The sequence below is a fragment of the Paraburkholderia azotifigens genome (assembly GCF_007995085.1).
GTDB lineage: Bacteria > Pseudomonadota > Gammaproteobacteria > Burkholderiales > Burkholderiaceae > Paraburkholderia > Paraburkholderia azotifigens.
On the sequence record NZ_VOQS01000005.1, the window covers coordinates 1,206,389 to 1,230,251 of the forward strand.

A 23,863-nucleotide genomic window follows, 5' to 3' on the forward strand; every position below is an offset into this window, starting at 1 on the left:
TTCGATACGATCTTGGGCATCCGTCATCCGCGACGGCCTGTGAATGAAAGACGATCTTCGGCGAAGAAAATCGCATGTTCGAACACGCGACGTGTGTATGAGGAACGCTGCGCGTTGTACAGGCACAAGCAAGGCTGCCGAAAGAATCGCAATGCCCGATACGATGCTTTCTCGCACTCACGTTTAATGCCGCACCGATCGCGCGAACGGTTACGAACACTTGCCTGTACGCTGGATTTCCAATCAGGGCGGGTCTATAAAGATCACAAGCACCTCCCCGGAAAGTCCAATCACGGAGATCTCTTTCGGGAGTGACTTCAACAAAAGAACCTGGATTGTTATCCACGCATGCGCCGCGTTTCATCGCGCTTTCGGCTCGCGGCCGGGGACAACGCATTGCGAGCCTTGCCGCGACAGGATCGGTTTCCTGCCGTCGGCACACGGCACCCCGCCTCGACGGAGGCCGTGCATTGTGGCGTGTTTCATCCAACACATACCATTCTATTATTCGGTTTGGCATCCTTATTTAATGGCAAAACCTATCAATCTCTTGGCAAGGTGAAAAAATGGGACGTCAATTTGCAGTATTACTCGCTGCAACCCTCCTGTCTGCCGGCTCGAGTGTTGCTTATTCACAGACATGGCAGCCTTCGGGCAATACCGGGCAACCGATGCCTCAAAGCGCGACGACATCGCAACCGCAGATGGCGCAACCGGCCGGTTCGATGAATCGCTACGACTATGATTCAACCGGTCCACAGCCGGGCGGGTCGAGCGGGAGCGGACGCGCGAGAAACGGCGCGCCATGTGTCGTGGGGCTGTCTTGCGACATCTACCAGGGGAGCTGAGTTCGGTCAAATGATTCGCGCTGGCCGAGCCGGGAAGATTCAGGTTTCGGTCAGCGGATCTCGCGGCGCTCGCGCTCGCACAGCGTGAGTTAATTGACAACCAGAGCGGGCTACGTTCGCTCATCTCCGAATCGACCGCGTCACGCATCACCATGCCTGCACGATCCGACGATCTGCGCGATAGTTCGTGGTTAAGCTGACGGCACTCGACAGCCGATGCCGCTGCCGGGGGCGCCTAGAAAATCGAGCGGCCCGTGCAGGTGGTGAGCCACTCCAACGCCATCACGCCCGCCAGCGAATTACCGTTGGTATCCAGCCCAGGCGACCATACGCACACGGCCATCTCGCCTGGCAACAGCGCGACGATGCCGCCGCCCACCCCGCTCTTCGCAGGCAAGCCCACGCGATAGACGAAGTCGCCCGCTGCATCGTACGTGCCGCAGGTCAGCATCAACGCCGACAGACGCTTGGCCGAACTCGCATCGAGAATGCGCTCGCCCGTCGACGGCACCACGCCGCCGTTGCTCAGATACAGCGCCGCTTTTGCAAGCTCGACGCAACTCATCGAAATCGCGCACTGACGGCAATACGCATCGACGACGACCTCGGGCGGCATCTCCATGTTGCCGAAGCTCGCCATGAAATGAGCCATCGCGCGATTGCGATGGGCGTGCTGCAATTCGGACTGCGCGACGCGCATGTCATAGTCGATCGACGCTTCACCCGTGACGCGCCGCATGAATTCGACGAGCGCGGTCTCCGCCTTCACGAAGCGGCGGCTCAATACATCGGTGACGACGAGCGCGCCCGCATTGATGAACGGATTGCGCGGCTTGCCTCGCTCCGATTCGAGCTGCACGAGCGAATTGAACGCCGTGCCCGACGGCTCGCGGCCGACGCGCTGCCACAAGTCGTCGCCGAGCAGTCTGAACGCCACCGTGCACGCGAACAGCTTGGAGATGCTCTGAATCGAAAAGCGCGTATCCGCCTGTCCCACACGGCAGACGTCGCCCGACGTCGTGACGACGGCCATGCCGAAGCTGTTCACAGGCACGTTCGCGAGTTCGGGGATGTAGTCGGCGACACGCCCCTTGTCGAGCCAGGGCTGCAAGTCCGCGTGAATCTGTTCGAGGATGCGGGAATAGTCCATCGATGCTGTCGAGCGATGACGGTGAATGAATGAACGTGGCGCGCTTCGATGGCTCGACAAACGCAAAGCGGATCACGGCATGCGTGATCCGCTTTCACGGTTTTGTGCACAGCGCTGCGACGCGAAGCGCGCGCCCTATTCTGCACTGAAAATATTTCAGCCGTGCGCCTTAGCGCGCCGACATCCACTCCTCGCCCTGCGGGCCGCTCGTCGCGTATTCGTTTGTTTCGGCGCTGGGAACAGCGTCGCGCTCGTCGAGATATGCCGAGCGGTAGCCCGTGTGCACGCCCCAGTAATAGAAGATCAGCGAGAACGCGATCACCACCAGCATGTCCCAGCCGTACGGCAACACGCCCATGCCGCCGAACTGCTTGCTGCCGATCAGCGACAGGATCGCCATCACGGGCAGATAAGCCACCAGCCACCACGCCGCCTTCAGGTCCTGATTGAAACCTGAGAAGCCCGACTTCGCCTGGAAGTAGAAGAATACGGGCAGCGCGACGATCATCAGCAGGATGATTTCGCCCGTCAGCGGCCACTTCGCCCAGTACAGGATCAGCGACGCACACACGAACGCGAACGGCGCGATCACGCTCATGCCCGGAATGTGCAGCGGACGCTCGAGATCCGTCGCCGCGCGGCGCAGCGCCATCAGGCTGATCGGGCCTGTCAGGTACGAGATCACCGTCGCCACCGAAATCACCGCTGCCAGCGAACTCCAGCCGCGGAAGAAGAACAGGAAGATGAACGACACCAGCAGGTTGAACCACATCGCCGGACGCGGCACGCCGTACAGCGGATGCACGCTGCCGAAGATCTTCGGCATCGTGTTGTTGCGCTCCATCGCGTAGATCATGCGCGTGGTCGTCGCCATATAGGTCGTGCCCGTGCCGCTCGGGCTCACGAATGCGTCGACATACAGCAGGATCGCGAGCCAGTTCAGGTTCAGCGCGATCGCCAGTTCCGCGAACGGCGACTTGAAGTTGAACTGGCTCCAGCCCTTCATCACGTCAGCCGGGTTCACCGCGCCGATGTACGCGATCTGCAGCAGCACGTAGATCACCAGCGCCAGCAGGATCGAGCCGATCACCGCGAACGGCACGCTCTTCGCCGGATTGCGCGCTTCGCCCGCCAGGTTGATCGGGCTCTGGAAACCGTTGAACGCGAACACGATGCCGCTCGTCGCCACGGCCGTCAGCACGGCCGACCAGCCATACGGCGCGAACGCGCCCGTGCCGCCAAACGAGTCGCCGACGTTTTCCTTGTGGAAGCCGCTCATCATCAGGCCGAGAATCGTCAGGCCGGGAATGATGAACTTGAAGATCGTGATGGCCGAATTGGCGCGCGCAAATACCTTGACGCCCCAGTAGTTCAGCATGAAGTAGATCACCACCAGCACCGCCGACAGCAGCAGGCCCGGCGTCGTCAGTTCGCCGTTGATGAACAGGTTATGCGCCCATTCGTACGGCCAGGTGCTCATGTACTGGATCGATGCTTCGGCCTCGATCGGAATCACCGACACGATCGCGATCCAGTTGGCCCACGCGCTGATGAAGCCGACCAGCGCGCCGTGCGAGTAACGCGCATAGCGCACCATGCCGCCCGACTCAGGGAACATCGCGCCGAGTTCCGCATAGGTCAGCGCGATCGCAAGAATCACCACCGCGCCGATCACCCACGCGCACAGCGCTGCAGGGCCTGCGATCTTGGCCGCCTTCCAGGCGCCGAACAGCCAGCCGGACCCGATGATCGAGCCGAGTCCCGTGAGCATCAGCGCGAACGGGCCGATGTGCCGTTGAATGGAACTATTCAATTGTCTTCCTCATATCTCAGGTGCACGGAAGCGCTCTGCCACCAGGTGTCGGCATCGGCGATTTCCGGCTTTCCTTGTTATTCGATAGCGAAGCGCGACGGCTGTCGTACGCTGCGCTGCGAGAGGTATCGTCGACGGTTCTGGTGCCATCGAGCGAGTGCGGGATAGTCGCGAAATGGCCCGGCCGCGTCCAATGCCAATTGCGCATGAGGGTCATGCACAAAAAACATAACGTCGGATGAACGCTGATGCGGCGGGGCTAAAGCGCGAATATGAAGTGACGTCTGTCAGCACTCGGGCATAACTGAAGAATGCGCGCTGCATTGCGAGTCTGACGATACGCATTCATGCGCTATCAAAGGGCTTTCGGCGTAATGGCAACGCGACGCGCATCAAGATCGACGCGACGCGCCAAAACGCCCGTCGACGTGGGAGAGCAGCTTGCGCGACAGACGCGTCGCACGTCCCTGAATCAGCCGGTCTGACAAACGCGACAAGCCATACGATGCAAGCAACGCAGTCAGCACGGTCACGGCGTATAGCGCGAGCGACATGTCGCGATCCGTTTGCCGGAACGTGCTTTCGAAGAAATGGAACGTCGCGTACACGCAGATGAAGTGCCACAGATAGATGCCGTAGCTCTCACGCCCCAACGCAGACGCGCATTGTCGAACGACGAACGTCGCTCGCGACTGCATCAGGCGCCGCACGGCATCGCTCTGCGAACACACGAACAGCAGGAACGCAACGGCCGCACAGGCTGCGAATACGGGTGCAAACGCATGCGACTTCGCGAGCCACACGCCGAGCGCAGCCGTCGCGATTGCGAAGATGACGGCCAGCGCGAAATACAGCCACGCGCCGCGTTTCGTGACGTTCGATGTACCCAGCAAATGCGAACGGAAGCCGTACCATGCCCACATGCCGACGATGAAGCATGGTCCCTGCACGGGCGGCCAGAAATAGCTGAACGAGTTGTTGCTGACCTGACAGTCGAGCGTGCCGTTGCAATCGCCGATCGACAGCGTGGCGACGGATAGCGCCAGCAGCAATAGCGTCGCCAGCATGAGCCGCACGCGATTCATCGCAGCAAAGAACAGCAGCGGCGCAATCAGATAGAACAGCATCTCCACGCCGATCGACCATCCGCCCGGCACGACATTGTTGATCGCCGTCGGCGACAGTGCATGCAGGAACAGCACGTTGAGCAGGATATCGACGGGTCCATGCGCGCCGAGCACCCACGCACGTTCGTAGCCGGACTGCATGGCGCCGTAACTGATCGCGCCGTAGACAGCGATCGCCGAGTAATACAGTGGAGCGATGCGAAAAAAGCGTTTGATATAGAAACGCAATGTGACGTGCCGCGCATCCGTACAACGCTCGTGATCGATTTCGAGCGTCATGAAGATCGTGATCGCGCTGATCACGAAGAACAGCTGCACGCCGTATTGACCCATGCGGGCCATCAGCGTGACGGCATGCGGCAGATTGGGAAACTGAAACGACAGGTGTACTGCGACAACCCCGACGATCGCGAGCGCCCGACCTGCGTCGAGCGCGGCAACGCGTCCTTTATCCATCGACTGTCCTCCTCGCGTTGAGACTGTGCCTGTGAAGGCCGCGAGGTTCGTGGACAAATCGTGGCGAGCGGAAGTTCCTGTTTTTTGAGCTGCTTTCTGAAAGTGTCGCGTTGTGCGGGGACTCAGCCGCTTTATGCCGCTGCCGGCTGCTCCGCGAGATGCAGCGCTTCGCGGCCTGCCTTGTGTTCGTCGATCAGACGATAGACCGTTTCGCCCGGCACCGTCTCCGATTCGAGCAGCTGGTTCGCGATGGCACGCAGCACGGGTGCATTGTCGTGCAGCAGCGTGTAGCACGCGTCGTTCAAGTCCTTGAGCAGGATGTTCGCGTGCTCGATCGCCCCTTTCATCTGCAGGCCCGCATACTGCGCGGGCAGCGCCGCGAGACTGAACAGATTGCCGTCGGCGTTGAAACCGAACTTCGACACCATGTCGAGGCTGATGCGCGAGGCTTCCTGCAAGTCCTGCGCAGCGCCGCTCGATGCTTCCGAGAACATCAGCAGTTCGGCATTGCGGCCGCCCAGCAGCACCTGGATCTCATTGCGCATTTCGGTTTCGCGGTACAGGTGCTTGTCTTGCGTCTTCGTGATCAACGCGACGCCCAATGCGCCGCCGCGCGGGAGGATCGTCACTTCTTCGAGGATGCCCGTGCCGAGCAAGGCAGCCACGAGTCCGTGTCCCGCCTCGTGAACGGCGATTCGCGTGCGCTCGTCTTCCGTGAGCGCGCGTTCGGCGCCGTTCACGTCGCCAATGCGCGCGATCTTGATCGCTTCGACGAAATGCCTTGCCGCGACCACGTCGTCGCCCGCCTTGCGCGCGACGAGTCCCGCCTGATTGACGACCATCGACAGCGTGGCAGGCGAAAGTCCCGTGGTCAGTCGAGCCAGTTGAGTGAAGTCGATGTCGTCCGCTTTCGAGGTCAGCTTCGCGGCATAAAAGCGAATGATCTCCGCGCGATCTTCGAGATCGGGCAGGCGCACCTGCACCGTGCGATCGAAACGGCCAGGGCGGCGCAAGGCTTCGTCGAGATTGTCCGGGTGATTCGTCGCGGCGACGATGATCACGCCTTCATTCGACGCGAAGCCGTCCATCTCGGCGAGCAGCTGGTTGATGATGCGGTTGCTCTCGGCTTCCACGGGGCCGCCGCCCGTATCCGTGCGTTTCGCGAGACCGTCGGCTTCGTCGATGAAGATCACGGTCGGCGCATTTTTGCGCGCGAGTTCGAACAGATGCTTGACCTTCTGGATGCCGACGCCGTAGTACTTCGCGCTGAAATAGCTGCCCGTGATCGAAATGAAGTTCGCGCCGCATTCGCCCGCGAGCGCCTGCGCGAGTCGCGTCTTGCCGACGCCGGGTCCGCCCGTCATGAGGATGCCGCATGGCGCGCGCACGCCCATCCCCGTGAACTGACTGGGATTGGTCAGATAGGCCTGAATGTCGGACAGTGCGGCCTTCGCTTCGCCTGCGCCGATCACGTCTTCGAACGACAGCGCCGGGGTCTTTTCGAGCAGCCGGGCGCCGCCCGTCATCTCACGGCGCATGAACCACACGAGACCGCCGATCAGCAGCAGCGGCAACAGCACGCTGATCGCGTCGCGCGCCTTGTCGAATGCATCGATCCAGCGCGCCGAGCCCGTATGAATATTGGCGTCCGGCAAGAACACCAGCTGATAGGGCGAACGCGCGTCCGCTTTCATTTCGCCGAGCAGCAGCGCATTGGAAAAAGCCGAGTTGTGATCGGTGACGTAGTACTTCGCGCCATCGCCCGTCGAGACAAGAATGGCATTCGGACTCACACCGATGGCCGTCACGTTGCGCTCGCGAATATCGCGCAGCATCTCCGACGCATCGCGCTCCTGATGCGTCCACGCCGTCGTATCCTTGCGCATGTCGCTCGCGACGCCCGTCAAAACCGGCGAGACTTGCACGTTACGCTGATCGTGGCGCAGATGCAGGAAGGTCACGAGCGCCGCGAACGCCGTCGCGGTCACGCCAAGCATCACATAGCGGCCATAACGGGACCAGAACGTATTCTTTGCCGGTTTCATCAGTTGATTCCTAAAACGGGCCGCATCGCGACCTTCGCGTATTTGCGCGAACAAATAAAAAACAGCGTGCACCGCGCGCGATGCGCGTAACGAGACTGGATGGAAGGAAGGCCGGACTACCCGAGGCGTAGCCGCGAGCGAGGAAGAGACCAGCGCTTTAGTGCAATGACGTCGGTAAAAAAGACACGCGTATGCGTCCCTCTTTCAACGGGCGAGTACCTAACGCATTATGCCCAGGCTTATCCCATTTCCAAAACAGTAGAAAAGGGCTTATTTCAGGGCTGATTCGCGCGATCGAACCAATCCGCCTTGATAGAGGCGGCTTTGAGGTCGATGTGGCGCATTCGTGTCCGAACTGGAAAACACCTTTTATCTTCGCGAAGGGGCGAAGCTTTCGGGCGCGGACGTTGCATCCGCGCCGAGTCCAGCCGTGCAGACGGCGAGACGGATTCCTCTTCCGCCTCGCCTTTGCGGCGCATCAGCGCCGCACGACACCCATTAGCAACGTCACGATGAAGATGACGAGGAACAGGAAGAACAGGATCTTGGCGATGCCCGCCGCGCCTGCCGCGATCCCGCCGAAGCCAAATACAGCAGCTATGATCGCAATGACAAAGAAAACCAAAGCGTAATAAAGCATGATCTGACCTCCGTTGCCTGAGTGATGGTCCCGCTACGCAAGCGCGGCGACGTTCCAGAACGGGAGCAAACACTGTACCTACCGAAAGCAACGGACAAGCAGCGAAGACAAGCAGCGAAGACAAGCAACGAAGATGAGCGACGAAGGCGCCAACGTCTGACGAATCGGCCTTTATTCAGGACTCAATTCGGGACTTGAGCGCAAACCGCTCTCATGCAATCGCCGCGACGGCAGCACGCAACCCGAGCAGATAGCTGTTCACGCCGAATCCGCAAATCTGGCCCTTCACGATTTCCGCAAAAACCGAAACGTGGCGGAACGGCTCGCGCGCGTGAATGTTCGACATATGAATCTCGACAACGGGCACGGTCAGGATCGCGAGCGCATCGCGAATGCCGTAGCTGTAGTGCGTCCATGCGCCCGCGTTGATCAGCACGGCATCCACGTTGTCGGTGAACGCCTGATGGATCCGCATGCACATGTCGCCTTCGTGATTGGTCTGATAGCTCTCGACTTCGACATTCAGTTCGCGCCCGAGCGCCTTCAATTCGCTGTCGATCTCTTCGAGCGTCACCGTGCCGTATTGCACGGGGTCGCGTTTGCCAAACATGTTGTGATTGATTCCGTGAAGCATCAGTACTTTTTTCATATGTCCTCCTCGTGGTGTCGAATTCAGTTCGTTGCGCTCATGCGCGTATCGACGATCGCGCCCGTGCGCGCCGCTTCCGCTATCGCTTCCGTCACCCGCAGATTCTGCAGGCCATCGTGCACGGAGACGAGCGGCTTCGCGTCGCCCGCTATCACATCGCAGAAGTGTTCCAGCTGCCGTTCGAGCGGATCGGCGCGCTCCAGCTTCGCCACCGACGTCTCGAACGGCTTCCACCACGAACGGTCCTCTTTGCGCGCATAGGTCTTCAGGCGCATCGTCGGCACCGACAGCGAACCCATGTCGCCCGCGATCACATAGCAGTCTTCGTCATCATAAGACGCGTAGCTCGTATTCTCCTGCGACGTCTGCTCCCAGCTGCGCGGCGAGGCCGCCGTGTCCGACAGCAGGAACGTGCCAAGCGCGCCGTTCTCGAAGCGCAGATTGATCGCGACCGTATCCTCGACGGCGAACTGGCGCGCCGCATTCGACGCGAACGCCTGCACCGCCACGATCTCGCCGCATAGCGAACGCAGATTGCCGATCTCGTGAATCAGGTTGAGCAGGATGGGACCGCCGCCCGCCTCGCGCCGCCACGGCGCGGCGTCGAAATAGTCGTCGGGCTTGTAGAAGACGGCGCTGCCCATCACGCCGACGATCTTGCCGATCTTTCCCTGCCGGATGATCTCGCGCGCCGTCGCGAGAATCGGGCTGTGCGCGCGATGATGTCCGACCAGCAGCGGCACACCCGCCGCGTCGGCCGCGGCGCACAGGCGTTCGCCTTCGTCGAGCGTATGCGCGACGGGCTTCTCGATCAGCGCGGGCAGCCGCGCGCCGATGCACTGCAGCGCCTGTTCGACGTGCAACTGGTTCGGCGTGGCGAGCACAACGCCATCGGAACGGCCGTTCTCGATCAGCTCGCCGAGCGTGCGGAAAAGCGGCACGCCCGCACTTTGCGCCACCTCCTGCGCGGCGGGACCGGGATCGACGATCGCGCTCAGACGGCAGCGCGGGTTCTGCTGGATCAGTTCGATATGACGCCGGCCGATAAGCCCGGCGCCCGCAACGGCAAGCTGGATTTGTCTCATGATTTCGCGTTGTCTGGCCGCACAGGGATTGGACGGCTTCGTGAATTGAGCTAGATTACTCGTGCCGCTCACCAACATAATCAGGCCAGATGGAAAATCATAATGCGCTTTTAGCCAATAATGACGGGTTCCTGCGTGACCTGCAGCTGTTCTGCACCGTGGCGCGGCGGGCGAGCTTCGTCACCGCATCGGCGGAAATGGGTATTTCGCCTTCGCACGTGAGCAAGCGCATCGCGCTGCTCGAAAAGAGCCTCGGTGTGAAACTCTTCCTGCGCACGACGCGCCGCGTCAGCGTGACGAGCGACGGCGAAGCGGCCTTCCAGTGGGCACAGAAGATCCTCGACGACGTGCAGGGCATGTCCGACGCTTTCGCCGGATTGAAGAGCGATCCGCGCGGCATCTTGCGCATCAGCACGAGTCTGCGTCTGGGCCGCGACCATGTTTCGCCGATCCTGTCGCTGCTGCGAAAGCGCTACACGGCGCTCGAAATCTGGCTCGAACTGCTCGACCGCCGCGTCGATCTCGTCGGCGAGAGCTTCGATATCGACCTGCGCGTCGGCAATATTCAGGAGCCGCATCTGATTGCGCACAAGATCGTCGAGAGCGTGCGGATTCTGTGCGCGTCGCCGGTATATCTGGAGCGCAAGGGCACGCCGCGCACGCTCGCCGATCTCGCGCAGCACGATTGCCTGCTGTTTCGCGAGCGCGACCAGCGCTTCGGCGCGTGGCGCCTGACGGGACCGGACGGCGAGAAGTCGGTCAAGGTGACGGGGCCCATTGCCTCGAATCACAGCGACATCGTTCAGCAATGGGCGCTCGAAGGTGACGGCGTGATCATGGCGTCGGTGTGGGACGTCGCATCGAGCCTCGAATCGGGCAAGCTCGTGCGCGTACTGCCGCAGCACTACCAGCCCGCCGATGTCTGGGCCGTGACGTCGGCGCGCGCGTCATCGTCGGCGAAGATTCGCGTGTGCGTGGAATTTCTGAAGGAGCATCTGACGCGCGGACCGTACGCGTTGAAAACGCGCGGCGTGGGCGGGTTGTGATGGCGTGAACGCGCTACGCCGCGCTCTCCGTCGAACCGCCGACGCGCGCTTCGAGAAAACGCAGCAGCGCTCTCACCTTGCTCGAATGACGCCGATTCGGCAGATACGCCGCATACACGACGGCGTCGCCGTTCTGCGGCGTCACGTCGAAGTCCGCGAACAGGCGCATCAGACGTCCCGCGCCGATCTCGTGATTGACGAGCCAATCGGGCAACAGCGCAAGACCTTGCCCGGCGAGCACCGCTTCGAGCAGCATCTCCAGGCTGTTCGAAATGAGCCGGCCGCGCACGTCGACGCGCTCCTGTTCCGCGCTCCGGCTGAACGTCCACACCTGGCGCGCGCGATAACTGCCGCCATATGCGATGCGCAGACATTCGTGCTCCGCGAGCGCCGCGGGTGAGGCCGGCGTGCCCGCGCGTTGCAGATAGTCGTGACTTGCGACCACATAGCGCGGATTGTCCGCGAGCTTCTTCACGACGAGATTCGGGTCGCGCGTCATGAGTCCGATTCGCACGGCGACGTCGATGCGATCGAGCGCGAGATCAGCGAAGTGATCGGCGACGACGACGTCGAGCGCGACGCGCGGATACTCGGCGAGAAACGCCGCGAGATGAGGCGCGAGCTGCGTGCGGTTGTACGCGGACGGCACGGTGATGCGCAACGCGCCGACGGGAGCCGCGCCGCTGTCGAGAATGCTTTCGTCGGCTTCGGCGAGATCGTCGAGCACTTTCGAAATCTGTTCGACATAGGCTGTGCCCGCGTCAGTCAGGCTGACCTTGCGCGGCGTGCGCGTGAGCAAGGCCGTGCCGAGCGACGCTTCGAGCGCATCCATCAGCCGCGTCACCGACGACGTCGCGACGCCCAGGCGCTGGGCGGCTTTCGCGAAACCGCCCGCATCGGCGACTTCGAGCAATGTGTTCAGCGCAAGCAGTTTGTCCATGGCGGCGATTATGCCCGCGATGTCGATTGCGCTCCACGCAACGGACGTTTGCATCCGGCATGGATTCAAAGCGCGTGGCGCAACGGCTAATCTTGGCTCATCCGTTTTCGAGGAGTAGCCGATGCAAGCCGTGCCCACCGTTTTCGCCTATGACTTCATCTGCCCGTGGTGCTGGATCGGTCACACCAACCTGGCCGCAGGCATCCGGTTCGCCAGGCTCGATGCACCTGTCGACGTGCGCTACATGCCGTTCGAGCTGAATCCGTCGATGCCTGTCGAAGGCATGGACCGGCGCGCGTATCGCACGCTCAAGTACGGCAGCTGGGCGCGTTCGCAGACGCTCGACGCACAGGCCGCGGCAGCCGGTCTCGCCGCAGGTTTGTCATTCGACTATGCGAAGGTTGCGCGCACGCCGAATACACGCCGCGCGCACCGTTTGATGCAATTCGCTATGCTGCACGGCGATTCCGAAAACGTCGCGCAGCTTGTCGATGCAATCTTCGCCGCGTACTTCTCGCAAGGACGCGATATCGGATCGATCGATACGCTTGTCGAGATCACAGGCAAGCAGGGTTTCGATGCAGGTCGGGTGCGTGCACATCTGCTGTCGGATCCAGGCAACCGCGAACTCGTCGATGCGCGCTGGAGCATCAGCAGCGTGCCGACGGTGTTGATCGACAACGTATCCATCAGCGGCGCGCAACCACCCGCCGTGTTCGCGCAGGCGCTGCGCGCGGCCGCTACACAACGCAGCGCAGCATGAAAGCGCACCAACATCGCGCATCTCGGGCATCCACGTCATACCCGCTTACGCATTGAAGAAAAAGGAGTCAGCATGTCCAGCAGTCCATCGACGCTCGCACGCAGCGAAACCGCTGCCGGGCTCACGCGCGGCCTCATCGCACTGTTCGCGTTCAGTTGCGGCGCGATTGTCGCGAACCTCTATTACGCGCAACCGATCACCGAACTGATCGCCCCGTCCATCCACATGTCGAGCGGCATGGCGAGCCTGATCGTGTCGCTTACGCAGATCGGCTACGCACTCGGGCTGTTCTTTCTGGTGCCGCTCGGCGATCTGCTCGAAAACCGCAAGCTGATGATCGCGACAGCGCTGGTCTCGATTGCGAGCCTCGCGGCGGCATCGTTCACGCATGCGCCGGGCGCGTTCCTCGCCGTCTCGCTGCTGATCGGCTTCAGCTCCGTCGCGGTGCAGATCCTGATCCCCCTCGCCGCGCATCTCGCACCGGACGAAACGCGCGGACGCGTGGTCGGCACGATCATGGGCGGGCTGCTGCTCGGCATTCTGCTGTCGCGGCCGATTTCGAGCATCGTCGCGGGTCACTTCGGCTGGCGCGTCGTGTTCGGCTCGGCGGCCGTGCTGATGGCGATCGTCACGGCCGTGCTCGCGCTGACCATTCCATCCCGCCAGCCTTCGCACCAGGCCACCTATCCCCAACTGATTGCGTCGCTCGGCCAACTCGTTCGCACGATGCCCGTCCTGCGTCATCGCGCGCTGTATCAGGCGCTGATGTTCGCATCGTTCAGCCTGTTCTGGACAGCTGTGCCCGTCGAACTGACGCGCCATTTCGGGCTGTCGCAGACGGCGATCGGCGTGTTCGCGCTGGTCGGCGCAATCGGCGCGACGTCGGCGCCCATCGCGGGCCGTCTCGCGGATGCAGGCCACTCGGTGCGCGCGACGCTGATCGCGCTGGTGGTCGGCGCGCTCGCTTATACGCCCGCGCTGATTCATCCTGCGTGGGGCGTCGGCGGTCTCGTCGTCACGGGTATCGTGCTCGACTTCGCAGTGCAGATGAACATGGTGCTCGGCCAGCGCGAAATCTATGCGCTGCATGCAGCGAGCCGCAATCGATTGAATGCGCTGTACATGACGAGCATCTTCGTCGGCGGCGCAATCGGTTCCGCGCTCGCGAGTCCGCTATACGAGCATGGCGGCTGGACGCTCGTGGCAAGCGTCGCGACGGCGTTTCCTGTGATCGCGCTCGTGCACTACCTCGCGATCGGCCGGCCGCATGCGGCGAGCCGCGTGTGAAGGGTCTAATGGGCCTGACGCGTGACGGCCCAAATGACAACGGCGCGAACCAACGGGTTCGCGCCGTTTGTCTTTGCGGAAAACGCGTTATTCGTGTGCACCGAGCGGCTTCAGCTCGCCGACGTTTTCGTCGTCCGCCTGCACGCTCTGCTGGTTCAATCCCGCCTTCATTCTCGCGCGCCGCGACCATATCGCGGTCAGGATCGGCACGAGAATCGCGGTGACGAGGCATGCCGTCGCGACCATCGCCGTCGCGGCGGGGACCATCGGCTTGAAGCGCGGAATCATCTCGCCGATGATCGAAGGATTCGCGACCGCCGCACCCGCCGTCGATGAAGCAGCCAGACCCGCCGCGCCATTGCCGCCAGCAATCAAGCGGTCGGCGAGAATCAGCGGAATGCCCGTGATGACGATCACGGCGAGGCCGAGCAGCACACCCGGAATGCCGCTCTTGACGATCACGTTGAGGTCGATACCGTTGCCGAGCGCGAAACCGAAGAACGGAATCAGCGGCACCACGCAGCGGCCGAACAGTTCACGCAGCGCGCTATCCAGATTGCCGAGCGTGAAGCCGATCAGAAACGGCAGCACGGCGCCGACGAACAGACGCGGCTCGAAGAACGCGACGCCCGTCGCGCCGAGAATGATCATGCTCACGAGCGGCCCCGATTCGATCGACATCAGCACGAACGCGCCTGCTTCTTCCCTGGTGCCGTATTGCTGCATCACGGCCGCATAGAGACCGCCGTTGGTCATGTCCATCGAGGTCGTGATCGCGAGCACCGATAGCCCGGCGAACAGCCCTGTCTTGATGCCGTCGACAGGCAGCAGCGACGACGCGACGATCGTGGCGAGCCAGGCGACCAGCATCTTCGTGACGAGCAGCGTGCCCGACTTGCGCAGCACGGTGCCCGTCGCGCGCAGGTCGATCGTCGCGCCCATGCAGAAGAACCACACAGCGAGAATCGGCACGGTGCCCGTAATCAGGCCGTTCGTGAACGATCCGAAGTACTTGCCCGCGCCAGGCGCAAACGAATGCACACAAGCGCCGAGCAACAGCGGAACCAGCATGAGACCGCCCGGTACGCGGTCGATTGCCTTCTTCAGTTTCATGTCTCCTCCATACGACGCCAGGCCGGTGATGGGAACGGCGAACTGTCCGGTATGAGTCCGGCTCTGTCCACCCGTCCGCGGACTATAGCATCGACAAAGGAACGTTGTTCCGATTTTGTGTGCATGGAGATTAATCGTTTACCCTGCATTTTTACCGCGCCTCCCGCTATATGGCGATTTGACATTTTTCTTATTTCGGACCAGCGTTCCGATCATGCTAGACTGCGCGCACAGCCAACCCGGACGCCGCATTCAGACGCCGTCCCGCAGCGGAGGAGACATGGAAGTCAGGCAGAGCATTAACAGCGAATACGCGAAAACGCTCGACACGGCCGGCCTCAGAAAAGAGTTCCTCGTCGAGAAGGTGTTCGAGCCGGACGCGCTCGCGCTGACCTATAGCCATATCGACAGGATCATTGTGGGCGGCGCGTTTCCGCAGACGCGCGCTGTCGAAGTGCCCGGCTCGCTCGGCAAGTCGATCGGCGTCGGCTATCTGCTGGAGCGGCGCGAACTGGGCGCGATCAATATCGGCGGCGACGGCTGGGTCGAAGCGGACGGCAAGCGCTTCGCCGTGCACAACGAGGAAGCCATCTATGTCGGCAAGGGCACGCAGTCTTTGACGTTCGGCAGCGACGATCCCGCACGTCCCGCGAAGTTCTATCTGAACTGCGCGCCTGCCCAGGCCGCGTACCCGACGCGCACCATCACGCTCGCCGAAGCGTCGCCGCAAACGCTCGGCGATCCCGCGACGAGCAACCGCCGCACCATCTACAAGTTCATCGTTCCCGAAGTGCTGCCCACCTGCCAGCTGTCGATGGGCATGACGAAGCTCGAACCCGGCAGCCTCTGGAACACGATGCCCTGCCACACGCACGAGCGCCGGATGGAGGTGTATTTCTACTTCAACGTCGCGGACGACACCGCCGTCTTCCACATGCTCGGAGAGCCGCAGGAGACGCGCCACATCCTCGTGCACAACGAGCAGGCCGTGATTTCGCCGAGCTGGTCGATTCACTCGGGTGTCGGCACGCGCGCCTATACGTTCATCTGGGGCATGGTCGGCGAGAACCAGGTGTTCGGCGACATGGATCATCTCGCCGTGCGCGATCTGCGCTGATGCATTTCATCGAGAGGAACAGCGCATGACTTCGCAACCGATGCAACCCTTCGACCTCACGGGCAAAGTCGCGCTCGTCACGGGCAGCAACACGGGGCTCGGCGCGGGCATGGCGTGCGCGCTGGCCGGCGCGGGCTGCGATATCGTCGGCGTGAGCCGTTCGGACGACAGCGGCACCGCGCAACGCGTTCACGCGCTCGGCCGCCGCTACGCCGGCGTGAGCGCCGACCTGTCGAGCAGCGCGCCTGTCGACGACATCGTGCGCGCCGCGCTCGAAGCGTGCGGACGGATCGACGTGCTGGTGAACAACGCGGGCATCATCCGTCGCGCGGATGCGCTCACGTTCACCGAGGAAGACTGGGACGACGTGATGAACGTGAATCTCAAGAGCGCCTTCTTCCTCGCGCAGGCGGTGGCACGCCATTTCGTCGGGCGGGAGAAGCGCGGCAAGATCATCAACGTCGCGTCGATGCTGTCGTTCCAGGGCGGCATCCGCGTGGCGTCGTACACGTCGTCGAAGAGCGGCATGCTCGGCCTCACGCGCCTGCTCGCCAACGAATGGGCGGCGCGCGGCATCAACGTGAACGCGATCGCGCCGGGCTACATGGCGACGTCGAACACGGCGGCGCTGCGCGAGGACGAGCAGCGCAACGGCGAAATTCTCGCGCGCATTCCGGCAGCACGCTGGGGCACGCCCGACGATCTCGCTGGCCCCGTGGTGTTTCTGGCGTCGTCCGCTTCGGACTACGTGCACGGCCATACACTCGCTGTCGACGGCGGCTGGCTCGCGCGATGATGTGAATTGCGCTGCGCACGCGGTATATTTCGTCGATTGGCAACATCGTTGTGGAAAGACGGCCGCGGGACAACCGCCGCGAAAACATATGGCAGCTATCGACAAACCCAAGACCACGGCAGCGGCACCGCGCAAGCGCGCCGCGCCGCTCCTGTCCGATGCGGACGCCGCCGATAAAGGCGAGTCGCTGTCGTCCGTCGCGCGCGTGTTCGCGATTCTCGGCGCGATCGGGGATAGCGGACAGATCGGTATCAGCGAACTGTCGCAGCGGCTCTCGCTATCGAAGACGACCGTGCACCGCATGCTGCAGACGCTCAAGGCGCTTGGCTACGTGACGCAGGAAGTGGAAACCGAGCGTTACCGGCTCACCATCCGTCTCTTCGAACTCGGCGCGAAAGCGCTGGAAAGCGTAGACCTCGTGCGCGAGGCCGACATCGAAATGCGCCGGATCGGCCACGCGACGCGCGAAGCCGTGCATCTCGGCACATTCGACGAAGACGCGATCATCTACATTCACAAGATCGATGCCGATTACGGGCTGCGGATGCAGTCGCGCATCGGGCGGCGCAATCCGCTGCATAGCACGGCGATCGGCAAGGTGCTGCTGGCGTGGATGGAGCCCGCCGAAGCGCGCGAGGTGCTCTCGCATATCGAATTGCGCAAATCGACGGCGAAGACATTGTCATCCGCCGAAGCCGTGATGAGCATCCTGCCGCAAGTGCGCGCGCAGGGTTACGGCGAAGACATCGAGGAACAGGAAGAAGGCTTGCGGTGTCTTGCCGTGCCTGTGTTCGACCGCTTTGGCCGCGTGATCGCAGGTCTATCCGTATCCTTCCCGACGATGCGTTGCGGCGCGGATACCAAGCTGCACTATGTCGCGTTGCTCAAGGCAGCGGGCGCTGCCGTGTCGGCCAGGCTCGGCTATCGCGAGCCGGCACAGGAAGCTGCGGAAGTCACGCATCCGGGCTGACGCCCGGTTCGCTAACGGCGCGTGAAACACGGCGTGCCGACCGTCATTTTTCTGCCTCGTTCCTTACCGGACTGAAGCGCGGACTGAAGCGCGGACTGAAGCGCGTTCGCTTGTCGAAACCGGGCGAGCGCCCGCTTCAGGTCGACACCTCGTTTTTCCTCATACGCTATCTCGCGCGCTGTGTGCGTTACATCGCATCCTGCGCGGTCGAATGCTGGCAAGTTAATCCACGTCATGTTGATCGTGCGGACGAGGCGGTATGCGTCCGGTACTTGGGGTCGTCCCTGGTAAATGCACGCGTGCAGCATGGGCGTATGGACATTCCGGCGGGTGGCTGATTTCTCTCCGATCGGCACCGGGCCTCCATACAGGGTTGTGTTTGCCGTGTATGACCACCAGCGAGGTAACAATCATGAGAATCAGCACATTGCTCGGGTCTGCGGCGTTGACCGTGACTTTGAGTCCAGCCTTCTCGCCTGCTATTGCGTGGGCTGACGGGCCGCGGTCAGCCTATGACAGCGCCGGCGTGAGCGAGGCTTCGCTCGATCCGGGCGAAGAGCAGATGACGGCCGACGAGGAAAACAAGGCGCGTCTGAAGGATCTGAGCGACGCTTATCACAGCGGTTATAACGCTCGCGCGAAGGAAGATGCCGAAACGTACGCGTCGTTGCGGGATCAGTTGAAGCGGACGAAGACTGCGCCGCCGCCTTTGCCTTCTGGCATGCCTGGCGACGATGGCGCTCAGGTGCGGCGTGTTGCGCAGCCGCGGGTCGCGCAGCAGTCTTTGCCTTCGCAGGCTCAGGCTGGTTATGACGATGAGGATGCGGCGCCTGTGCAGTATGCGCCCGCTCCTGCGCCGCGGCCCCGGTATCGGGCTGCTCCTGTGTACTCGCAGGCGCCTGTTTATGACGGGCCGTCGCCGGAAGAAATGGAAACCGTCGTGTTCTCGCCTTATCAGGCGCCGCCGCCCGTGCAGTATGTGCCTATGCCCGTGTATCAGCAGGTTTATGTCAGTCCGCCGCCTGTTGTGCCTGTGCAATACGCTGGCGCGTATCCGGTTTATCGGCCTTATGGATATGGGTGGAGGGGGTATGGTGGCTGGAGGTAGACGCGCCACGCCAGTTTTTTTGCTTGCAGCTGGCGTTCTTCGCTGGCGTCTGGCGTTCTTCGCTGGCGGCCGGCGTTCTTCGCTGGCATCTGGCGTTCTTCGCTGGCATCCGCGAATTCGTATCGGTTTATTAGCGTCGCCCCTGTGCGGGGCGGCACCTACTTTTCTTTGCAGCGGCAAAGAAAAGTAGGCAAAAGAAAGCCGCTCACACCGCTAATCCTTGTGTTTGCCTGCGGGCCCCCTACGGGTCCCGCACTCCACACGGCAACGCACCATTTTGCGCGCGTTGCCAGCGCCTTTAACAGGCGCATCACCCGCTCCACTCATCCGTAGCACAGCCAGCGGCAGCGTACCGTCCGCGCCGCCCAGGTGGCAAACTGTGTGTAGGTTGTCGCGCCTTACGCGTTGGCGCTTCTACGACACCGATCCCGATTTTCAGTCCGGAGTGGTGCACGTACGTCGCGACTGCCTACACACAGTTTGCCACCTGGGCTGCGCTGGACTTCCTGGTAAGACAACCCATGACGCGGGAATATGAAGTGGGTGAGGCGTGAGTTAGCACGCTGGCAACGGGCGCAAGACAGTGCGATGTCGTGTGGAGTGCGGGACCGGTTGGGGGCCCGCAGGCAACGACTAGCATTCGCGGTGTGAGCCCGCTTTCTTTGCTTAGGAAGGTCTGAACAACCCGTTTTCTGCCTGGGATCTTTAACTGGCACGCGCGGAGTGGAATTCGCGTCCTCATTCACGCTGTGTTGAACCGATGCTGGTCGCATCTTGCGCATGGACGCTGCGCCTTTGGGGGCGTCTTCGCCCTTCATTTCGCTTTACCGAGCACCCCGCGAGCCAGCCAGAGATTGATCAGCGCGAACTGCGTTTCGATCTGCGCCGTGTTTTTCGCCAGTCCCCGATACCGCGCCTTCAGATAGCCGAACTGACATTTGAGCACCCGAAACGGGTGCTCAACCTTCGCCCGCACGCCCGCCTTGAGCCGCTCGACTTTCTCGTAGATTCTGTCGAGCCGCTTGCTTTTGTCCAGCTTTCTTCGCTTGCTCGGCCTCATCGCCACGTGCCACTGGACCGCCCCCGTTTCGCCCCGCTTCTCGATGCCCACGTAGCCCGCATCGGCAAACGCAACCTGCTCGTCGCCGTGCAACAGTTCATGCGCCACCGTGATGTCGTGAACATTTGCCGGCGTGCACTTCACGGTATGCACCAGCCCCGACTCCACATCGACTCCGATGTGCGCCTTCATACCGAAGTACCAGCTGCCGCCCTTTTGCGTCTGGCTCATCTCGGGGTCTCGCGTGCCGGCCTTCTTCGTCGAACTGGGTGCCGAAATCAGCGTTGCGTCGACCGCCGAGCCCACCTTGAGCATCAGGCCCTTCGCCTGCAGGATCTCGTTGACCGTCGCCAGCATTCTGGCCGACAGCTCATGGGCCTCAAGCAGGTGCCGGAATCGCAGGATCGTGCTCTCGTCAGGCAGCCGCGTCATACCCGTGCCCAGCAGCGCAAACTCCCGATACAGCGGGATGTCGTGCAGCGCCTCCTCCATCGCCGGGTCCGAGAGGCTGAACCATTGCTGCATGAAGTGAATGCGCAACATCGTTGCGACTGGGAACGGTGGGCGGCCGGTCTTGCCTTTCGGATAGTGCGGTTCGATGAGCGCAATCAGCTTCTGCCACGGCACCACGCGCGTCATCTCATCGAGAAACTCGCGCTTGCGAGTGCGCTTCGTTGACAGATCCAGACCAAGACCAAGTTGTGTCATCACGCCACTCCATGAATTCTCCTGATCCCAGGATAGTCCAAGCTCACGTCAATGCCAGGACTTTTGCAGAAATTCCCTTACTTTCTTTGCGGCGGCAAAGAAAGTAAGTGCCGCCCCGCACAGGGGCAACGCTTGCAGCACCGATACGAAATCGCGGATGCCAGCCGACACCAACACCCAAACCCCAAACCCCGACCGGCAAAACCCGCACCTCGAAGGCCCATTCACTATGCGAGTTTGGCTTCAACGCCAACATAATCCGCATTGCGCGCCCTACGCGTTCGCGCTCCTACGACACCGATCCTGCTTTTCGGTCCGAAGTGGTGCACTTCCATGGCGACGGCCTACACACAGTTTGCCACCTTGGCGGCCGTGGACTTTCTGGTAAAGAGAAACCTGACGCGGGCGTGTGAAGCGGGGGAGGCGTGAGTTAGCACGCTGGCAACGGGCGTAGGACAGTGGACTGCCGCTTGGAGTGCGGGACCGGCTGGGGGCCCGCAGGCAACAACAAGCACTGGCGGTGTGAGCCCGCTTTCTTTGCTTACTTTCTTTGCGGCGGCAAAGAAAGTAAGTGCCGCCCCGCACAGGGGCAACGCAAGAAGCACCGATACGAAATCGCGGATGCCAGCCAACGCCAACGCCAGCGCCAACACCCAAACCCCAAACCCCGACCGGCAAACCCCGCACCTCGAAGGCCCACTCACCATCCAAATTTGGCTTCAACGCCAACATAATCCGCATTACGCGCACCGAGCGAGCGAATCGAATCACCGACCTGAAAGTGCACAGCCTCCAAAGCCAGTGCAACGTTCGAACTCACAAGCCAGTCGGCGCGCACCTGCGCATACATCCCCGTCCACCTCGTCCCCTTCCCCGCCGTGCCGGGGACCACAGCCGAACCCTGACCATAGATCGCATCGGCGGTGGTAGCCCGCCACTGAAACCCAACCGCAGTCAGCAGAGAAACCTTCGGCGTCACCTTGAACGTAATCGACGGCTTCACATGAATCAGGTTGCTATACCCGGTGTAGCCAGCCAGCGTGAAGTAGTACCCATTCGGAAACAAAGGATTGAAAGTGCCGACACGTCCGTCACCGGGGTGCCTGTCACCCGACGCGCCATCCACCTGCAGCCCGATTCGCGGCGTCCCCGGCATCGAAGCAAGCGTATAACCACCCAGTACGCCGAACGCCCACGCGCCGATCGTGTCCTTGCCGACATGCCCCGTCTGCAGCATCGTTTCCGCGTCCCAGTCGAACGGCGCAACCTTGCCCGCATAGCGCACATCGAACACATCGCGATGCTCGGTACCCGACGCATCGAGAAAGCGCGCATTGTCGCGGTTATAGCGCGACCAGTACGCAGACAGATCGCCCGGCCCCGTGTTGGTCCGCTCGACACGCACGCCGCTGAACGTCAGATGCCGGTTCGATACATCGTCGAACGCCGTGACGTCGCGGTACTGCACCGGCTGCGTCATGTAGCCGATGAAGCGCCACTTGCCGATTTCATAGTCGGCCCACACTGCATCGAACGCCTGACGCACGTTCGGACCATCGCGCACGGACACGAAGCGCTGCAAGTCGAACGCCATCTCTTGACGTCCGACACGCGCCTTGAACGTGCCGCCGCCCACGCCGTACACGAAGGCCACGAACGCCTGCTCGACATCGAGCGGATTCTTGTCGACGGGCGACACGGCATCCTTGCCGAACGGCCGCGCATCCTCCAGCTGGAAAAACGCCTGCACGTGCCCGCCGATGCGCGCATCGGCATGCACCTCCGCGCGCTGGATCACGTAGCTGTCGGGCCGCGCGCTGCCGAGGCCGAACAGTGGCGTGTTGTTCAACTCGAAGCGCTCGCGCAGATTCGCGCCGAGCGACAGATACGTCGACGGATCGCTGCCGGGCTGAATGTACTTGAGCGCATCGAACGGCTTGCGCGGCACACACGGCAGCGCGAGCACCGACCAGTCCTCCTGCCAGCGGTTGAACGACAACCCCGAGGGCCGCGTTGCCGTGCAGGCGGGCGCGCTTGTGTCGGCGGCGTTATCGGCAGCCAGCGCATAAGGACTCTCCGTCACGCCCCACACAGCAACCGCCGCGCATGCCGCAGCCTTGCCCGCCCGTCTGATCGCGCGCCGCATCGCGCTGTTCGTCGACCGTCGCACCGTCACTTCTTCACTTCGTGAATCTCGGCGACGTAGCCGCCGGGAAATTCGACCGTCGCCGTGCGTCCTTCGACCGTGCGGTTCGCGGGCGACAGCACCTTCACGCCGGCGCCTTGCGCCTTCGTGAGCGTCGCGTCGAGATCGGCGACCTGGTAGCCCGTCGTCTCGCGGCCGAACGGATACGGCAGCTTGCCATCCGTCGCGAACACCAGCATGTTGCCGAAGCCCGACGCGATGCGCACGCGCCGGATCGTGTCGCCGGGTCGGCCGATTTCCGCACCATCGGCATGACGGTCGTCGGACACGACCTTGCCGTGCGAGAAACGCACGAAACGCTTGATGAAGTTGTCGGCGGCTTGCGGCGACACATACACGCGATTGTCCGGCACCGTTTCGAGCGGTCCGTATGACGGCGCCTTCGTATGCCAGTACAACTGCATAGACAGACCGCCCGGCCACTGGATGACGGCATCCTTGCCGATCGGATCGTCGAAGGTATCGACGACCACGTCCGCACCCGCCGCACGCGCGGCACGCACGGCCTTGTCGATGTCGGTGACGAGATAGCCCGTGCGCTCGCTGCCGAACGGATACGGAACCGGCGTCTGGAACGCGAATACCGACAACATGCCCACAGGCGTCTGCACGTACTGCGACGCCGTCTTGCTCGGCGTCGGCGTGACCGTGAACACGGCGCGCTGCGAAGCCTTGCCGCCGAAGGTCGCGACGAAGCTGTCGACGAACGCGTCGATATCCTGGTTCGACACATACACGTGCGTCGTGTCGTACTGCGGCCCGACGGACACGACGGGCGCACTCTTGCCCGCGTTCTGATGGTCGGCTTCGGCGAATGCGGGCGTCCCCGCGAGCGTCACGCCGAGCGCCGCGATCGACACGACGGCGGCACGCAACAATCGATACATCTTGACGGTACTCATGAAAACACTCCTTGCTGGTAATGGATTCGGCACG

19 protein-coding genes are annotated in these 23,863 nt (G+C 62.3%); 7 read left to right on the plus strand and 12 right to left on the minus strand.

The features are described from left to right. Positions 1–1,083: 1,083 nt before the first annotated feature. The 7 genes from FRZ40_RS37455 to FRZ40_RS37485 all read right to left on the minus strand — a co-directional run bounded on the left by FRZ40_RS37455 (position 1,084) and on the right by FRZ40_RS37485 (position 9,813). On the minus strand, positions 1,084–1,998 hold the full coding sequence (locus FRZ40_RS37455; protein WP_147237554.1) for a glutaminase: 915 nt from the start codon (positions 1,996–1,998) through the stop codon (positions 1,084–1,086). A 169-nt stretch (positions 1,999–2,167) separates the two neighbouring features. Further along, positions 2,168–3,811, minus strand: a complete 1,644-nt coding sequence (locus FRZ40_RS37460; RefSeq protein ID WP_147237555.1) for an APC family permease — start codon at positions 3,809–3,811, stop codon at positions 2,168–2,170. Between the two features lie 392 nt (positions 3,812–4,203). Then, a complete protein-coding gene (locus FRZ40_RS37465; RefSeq protein WP_147237556.1) occupies positions 4,204–5,394 on the minus strand; it encodes an acyltransferase family protein in 1,191 nt (396 codons plus the stop codon). A gap of 131 nt (positions 5,395–5,525) precedes the next feature. Beyond that, entirely contained in the window at positions 5,526–7,439 is a 1,914-nt protein-coding gene (locus tag FRZ40_RS37470; protein WP_147237557.1) for an AAA family ATPase, read from the minus strand. Positions 7,440–7,917: 478 nt separating this feature from the next. Further along, a complete protein-coding gene (locus FRZ40_RS37475; RefSeq protein WP_028366307.1) occupies positions 7,918–8,079 on the minus strand; it encodes a DUF1328 domain-containing protein in 162 nt (53 codons plus the stop codon). 211 nt (positions 8,080–8,290) lie between these two features. Then, complete coding sequence (aroQ, locus tag FRZ40_RS37480; RefSeq protein ID WP_147237558.1) at positions 8,291–8,728, minus strand: type II 3-dehydroquinate dehydratase; 438 nt, start codon at positions 8,726–8,728, stop codon at positions 8,291–8,293. A gap of 23 nt (positions 8,729–8,751) precedes the next feature. Next, positions 8,752–9,813: a Gfo/Idh/MocA family protein gene (locus tag FRZ40_RS37485; protein ID WP_028366305.1), complete on the minus strand. Its 1,062-nt coding sequence runs from the start codon at positions 9,811–9,813 to the stop codon at positions 8,752–8,754. A gap of 89 nt (positions 9,814–9,902) precedes the next feature. Here FRZ40_RS37485 and FRZ40_RS37490 point away from each other — a divergent pair, with 89 nt between their 5' ends. Then, positions 9,903–10,859 carry a LysR family transcriptional regulator gene (locus FRZ40_RS37490; RefSeq protein ID WP_147237559.1) on the plus strand — a complete coding sequence of 319 codons (957 nt, stop codon included), beginning with the start codon at positions 9,903–9,905 and terminating at the stop codon, positions 10,857–10,859. 13 nt (positions 10,860–10,872) lie between these two features. On the opposite strand, the gene FRZ40_RS37495 is transcribed toward FRZ40_RS37490, so the two are convergent. Continuing rightward, positions 10,873–11,799, minus strand: a complete 927-nt coding sequence (locus FRZ40_RS37495) for a LysR family transcriptional regulator (protein WP_193567063.1) — start codon at positions 11,797–11,799, stop codon at positions 10,873–10,875. 121 nt (positions 11,800–11,920) lie between these two features. On the opposite strand from FRZ40_RS37495, the gene FRZ40_RS37500 reads away from it, so the two are divergent. Together FRZ40_RS37500 and FRZ40_RS37505 are read left to right on the plus strand one after the other, a co-directional pair. Then, on the plus strand, positions 11,921–12,562 hold the full coding sequence (locus tag FRZ40_RS37500; RefSeq protein WP_147237561.1) for a DsbA family oxidoreductase: 642 nt from the start codon (positions 11,921–11,923) through the stop codon (positions 12,560–12,562). 72 nt (positions 12,563–12,634) lie between these two features. Next, on the plus strand, positions 12,635–13,849 hold the full coding sequence (locus tag FRZ40_RS37505; protein ID WP_147237562.1) for an MFS transporter: 1,215 nt from the start codon (positions 12,635–12,637) through the stop codon (positions 13,847–13,849). An 87-nt stretch (positions 13,850–13,936) separates the two neighbouring features. On the opposite strand, the gene kdgT is transcribed toward FRZ40_RS37505, so the two are convergent. Beyond that, a complete protein-coding gene (gene kdgT / locus FRZ40_RS37510) occupies positions 13,937–14,962 on the minus strand; it encodes a 2-keto-3-deoxygluconate transporter (RefSeq protein ID WP_147237563.1) in 1,026 nt (341 codons plus the stop codon). A gap of 280 nt (positions 14,963–15,242) precedes the next feature. On the opposite strand from kdgT, the gene kduI reads away from it, so the two are divergent. The 4 genes from kduI to FRZ40_RS37530 all read left to right on the plus strand — a co-directional run bounded on the left by kduI (position 15,243) and on the right by FRZ40_RS37530 (position 18,953). Further along, entirely contained in the window at positions 15,243–16,079 is an 837-nt protein-coding gene (kduI, locus tag FRZ40_RS37515) for a 5-dehydro-4-deoxy-D-glucuronate isomerase (protein WP_147237564.1), read from the plus strand. Between the two features lie 25 nt (positions 16,080–16,104). Next, positions 16,105–16,875, plus strand: coding sequence for a 2-dehydro-3-deoxy-D-gluconate 5-dehydrogenase KduD (kduD, locus tag FRZ40_RS37520; protein ID WP_028366298.1), 771 nt, complete (start codon positions 16,105–16,107; stop codon positions 16,873–16,875). A gap of 88 nt (positions 16,876–16,963) precedes the next feature. After that, positions 16,964–17,845, plus strand: coding sequence for a DNA-binding transcriptional regulator KdgR (gene kdgR / locus FRZ40_RS37525; RefSeq protein WP_147237565.1), 882 nt, complete (start codon positions 16,964–16,966; stop codon positions 17,843–17,845). A 412-nt stretch (positions 17,846–18,257) separates the two neighbouring features. Beyond that, positions 18,258–18,953 carry a hypothetical protein gene (locus tag FRZ40_RS37530; RefSeq protein WP_147237566.1) on the plus strand — a complete coding sequence of 232 codons (696 nt, stop codon included), beginning with the start codon at positions 18,258–18,260 and terminating at the stop codon, positions 18,951–18,953. Between the two features lie 814 nt (positions 18,954–19,767). On the opposite strand, the gene FRZ40_RS37535 is transcribed toward FRZ40_RS37530, so the two are convergent. The 3 genes from FRZ40_RS37535 to FRZ40_RS37545 form a co-directional block, all read right to left on the minus strand. Continuing rightward, on the minus strand, positions 19,768–20,721 hold the full coding sequence (locus tag FRZ40_RS37535) for an IS5 family transposase (protein ID WP_147232985.1): 954 nt from the start codon (positions 20,719–20,721) through the stop codon (positions 19,768–19,770). 700 nt (positions 20,722–21,421) lie between these two features. Then, complete coding sequence (locus FRZ40_RS37540; RefSeq protein WP_147238524.1) at positions 21,422–22,867, minus strand: alginate export family protein; 1,446 nt, start codon at positions 22,865–22,867, stop codon at positions 21,422–21,424. A 26-nt stretch (positions 22,868–22,893) separates the two neighbouring features. After that, on the minus strand, positions 22,894–23,829 hold the full coding sequence (locus FRZ40_RS37545) for a VOC family protein (RefSeq protein WP_147237567.1): 936 nt from the start codon (positions 23,827–23,829) through the stop codon (positions 22,894–22,896). Positions 23,830–23,863 lie beyond the last annotated feature (34 nt).

What these genes read in the sequence shown, in the direction of transcription:
- kdgT (WP_147237563.1), bottom strand. Translation starts at nt 14,962, where the DNA reads ATGAAACTGAAGAAGGCAATCGACCGCGTACCGGGCGGTCTCATGCTG.
- kduD (WP_028366298.1), top strand. Translation starts at nt 16,105, where the DNA reads ATGACTTCGCAACCGATGCAACCCTTCGACCTCACGGGCAAAGTCGCG.
- FRZ40_RS37490 (WP_147237559.1), top strand. Translation starts at nt 9,903, where the DNA reads ATGGAAAATCATAATGCGCTTTTAGCCAATAATGACGGGTTCCTGCGT.
- FRZ40_RS37535 (WP_147232985.1), bottom strand. Translation starts at nt 20,721, where the DNA reads ATGACACAACTTGGTCTTGGTCTGGATCTGTCAACGAAGCGCACTCGC.
- kduI (WP_147237564.1), top strand. Translation starts at nt 15,243, where the DNA reads ATGGAAGTCAGGCAGAGCATTAACAGCGAATACGCGAAAACGCTCGAC.
- FRZ40_RS37465 (WP_147237556.1), bottom strand. Translation starts at nt 5,394, where the DNA reads ATGGATAAAGGACGCGTTGCCGCGCTCGACGCAGGTCGGGCGCTCGCG.
- FRZ40_RS37505 (WP_147237562.1), top strand. Translation starts at nt 12,635, where the DNA reads ATGTCCAGCAGTCCATCGACGCTCGCACGCAGCGAAACCGCTGCCGGG.
- FRZ40_RS37455 (WP_147237554.1), bottom strand. Translation starts at nt 1,998, where the DNA reads ATGGACTATTCCCGCATCCTCGAACAGATTCACGCGGACTTGCAGCCC.
- FRZ40_RS37475 (WP_028366307.1), bottom strand. Translation starts at nt 8,079, where the DNA reads ATGCTTTATTACGCTTTGGTTTTCTTTGTCATTGCGATCATAGCTGCT.
- FRZ40_RS37500 (WP_147237561.1), top strand. Translation starts at nt 11,921, where the DNA reads ATGCAAGCCGTGCCCACCGTTTTCGCCTATGACTTCATCTGCCCGTGG.
- kdgR (WP_147237565.1), top strand. Translation starts at nt 16,964, where the DNA reads ATGGCAGCTATCGACAAACCCAAGACCACGGCAGCGGCACCGCGCAAG.
- FRZ40_RS37485 (WP_028366305.1), bottom strand. Translation starts at nt 9,813, where the DNA reads ATGAGACAAATCCAGCTTGCCGTTGCGGGCGCCGGGCTTATCGGCCGG.
- FRZ40_RS37470 (WP_147237557.1), bottom strand. Translation starts at nt 7,439, where the DNA reads ATGAAACCGGCAAAGAATACGTTCTGGTCCCGTTATGGCCGCTATGTG.
- FRZ40_RS37530 (WP_147237566.1), top strand. Translation starts at nt 18,258, where the DNA reads ATGAGAATCAGCACATTGCTCGGGTCTGCGGCGTTGACCGTGACTTTG.
- FRZ40_RS37540 (WP_147238524.1), bottom strand. Translation starts at nt 22,867, where the DNA reads ATGCGGCGCGCGATCAGACGGGCGGGCAAGGCTGCGGCATGCGCGGCG.
- aroQ (WP_147237558.1), bottom strand. Translation starts at nt 8,728, where the DNA reads ATGAAAAAAGTACTGATGCTTCACGGAATCAATCACAACATGTTTGGC.
- FRZ40_RS37545 (WP_147237567.1), bottom strand. Translation starts at nt 23,829, where the DNA reads ATGAGTACCGTCAAGATGTATCGATTGTTGCGTGCCGCCGTCGTGTCG.
- FRZ40_RS37495 (WP_193567063.1), bottom strand. Translation starts at nt 11,799, where the DNA reads ATGGACAAACTGCTTGCGCTGAACACATTGCTCGAAGTCGCCGATGCG.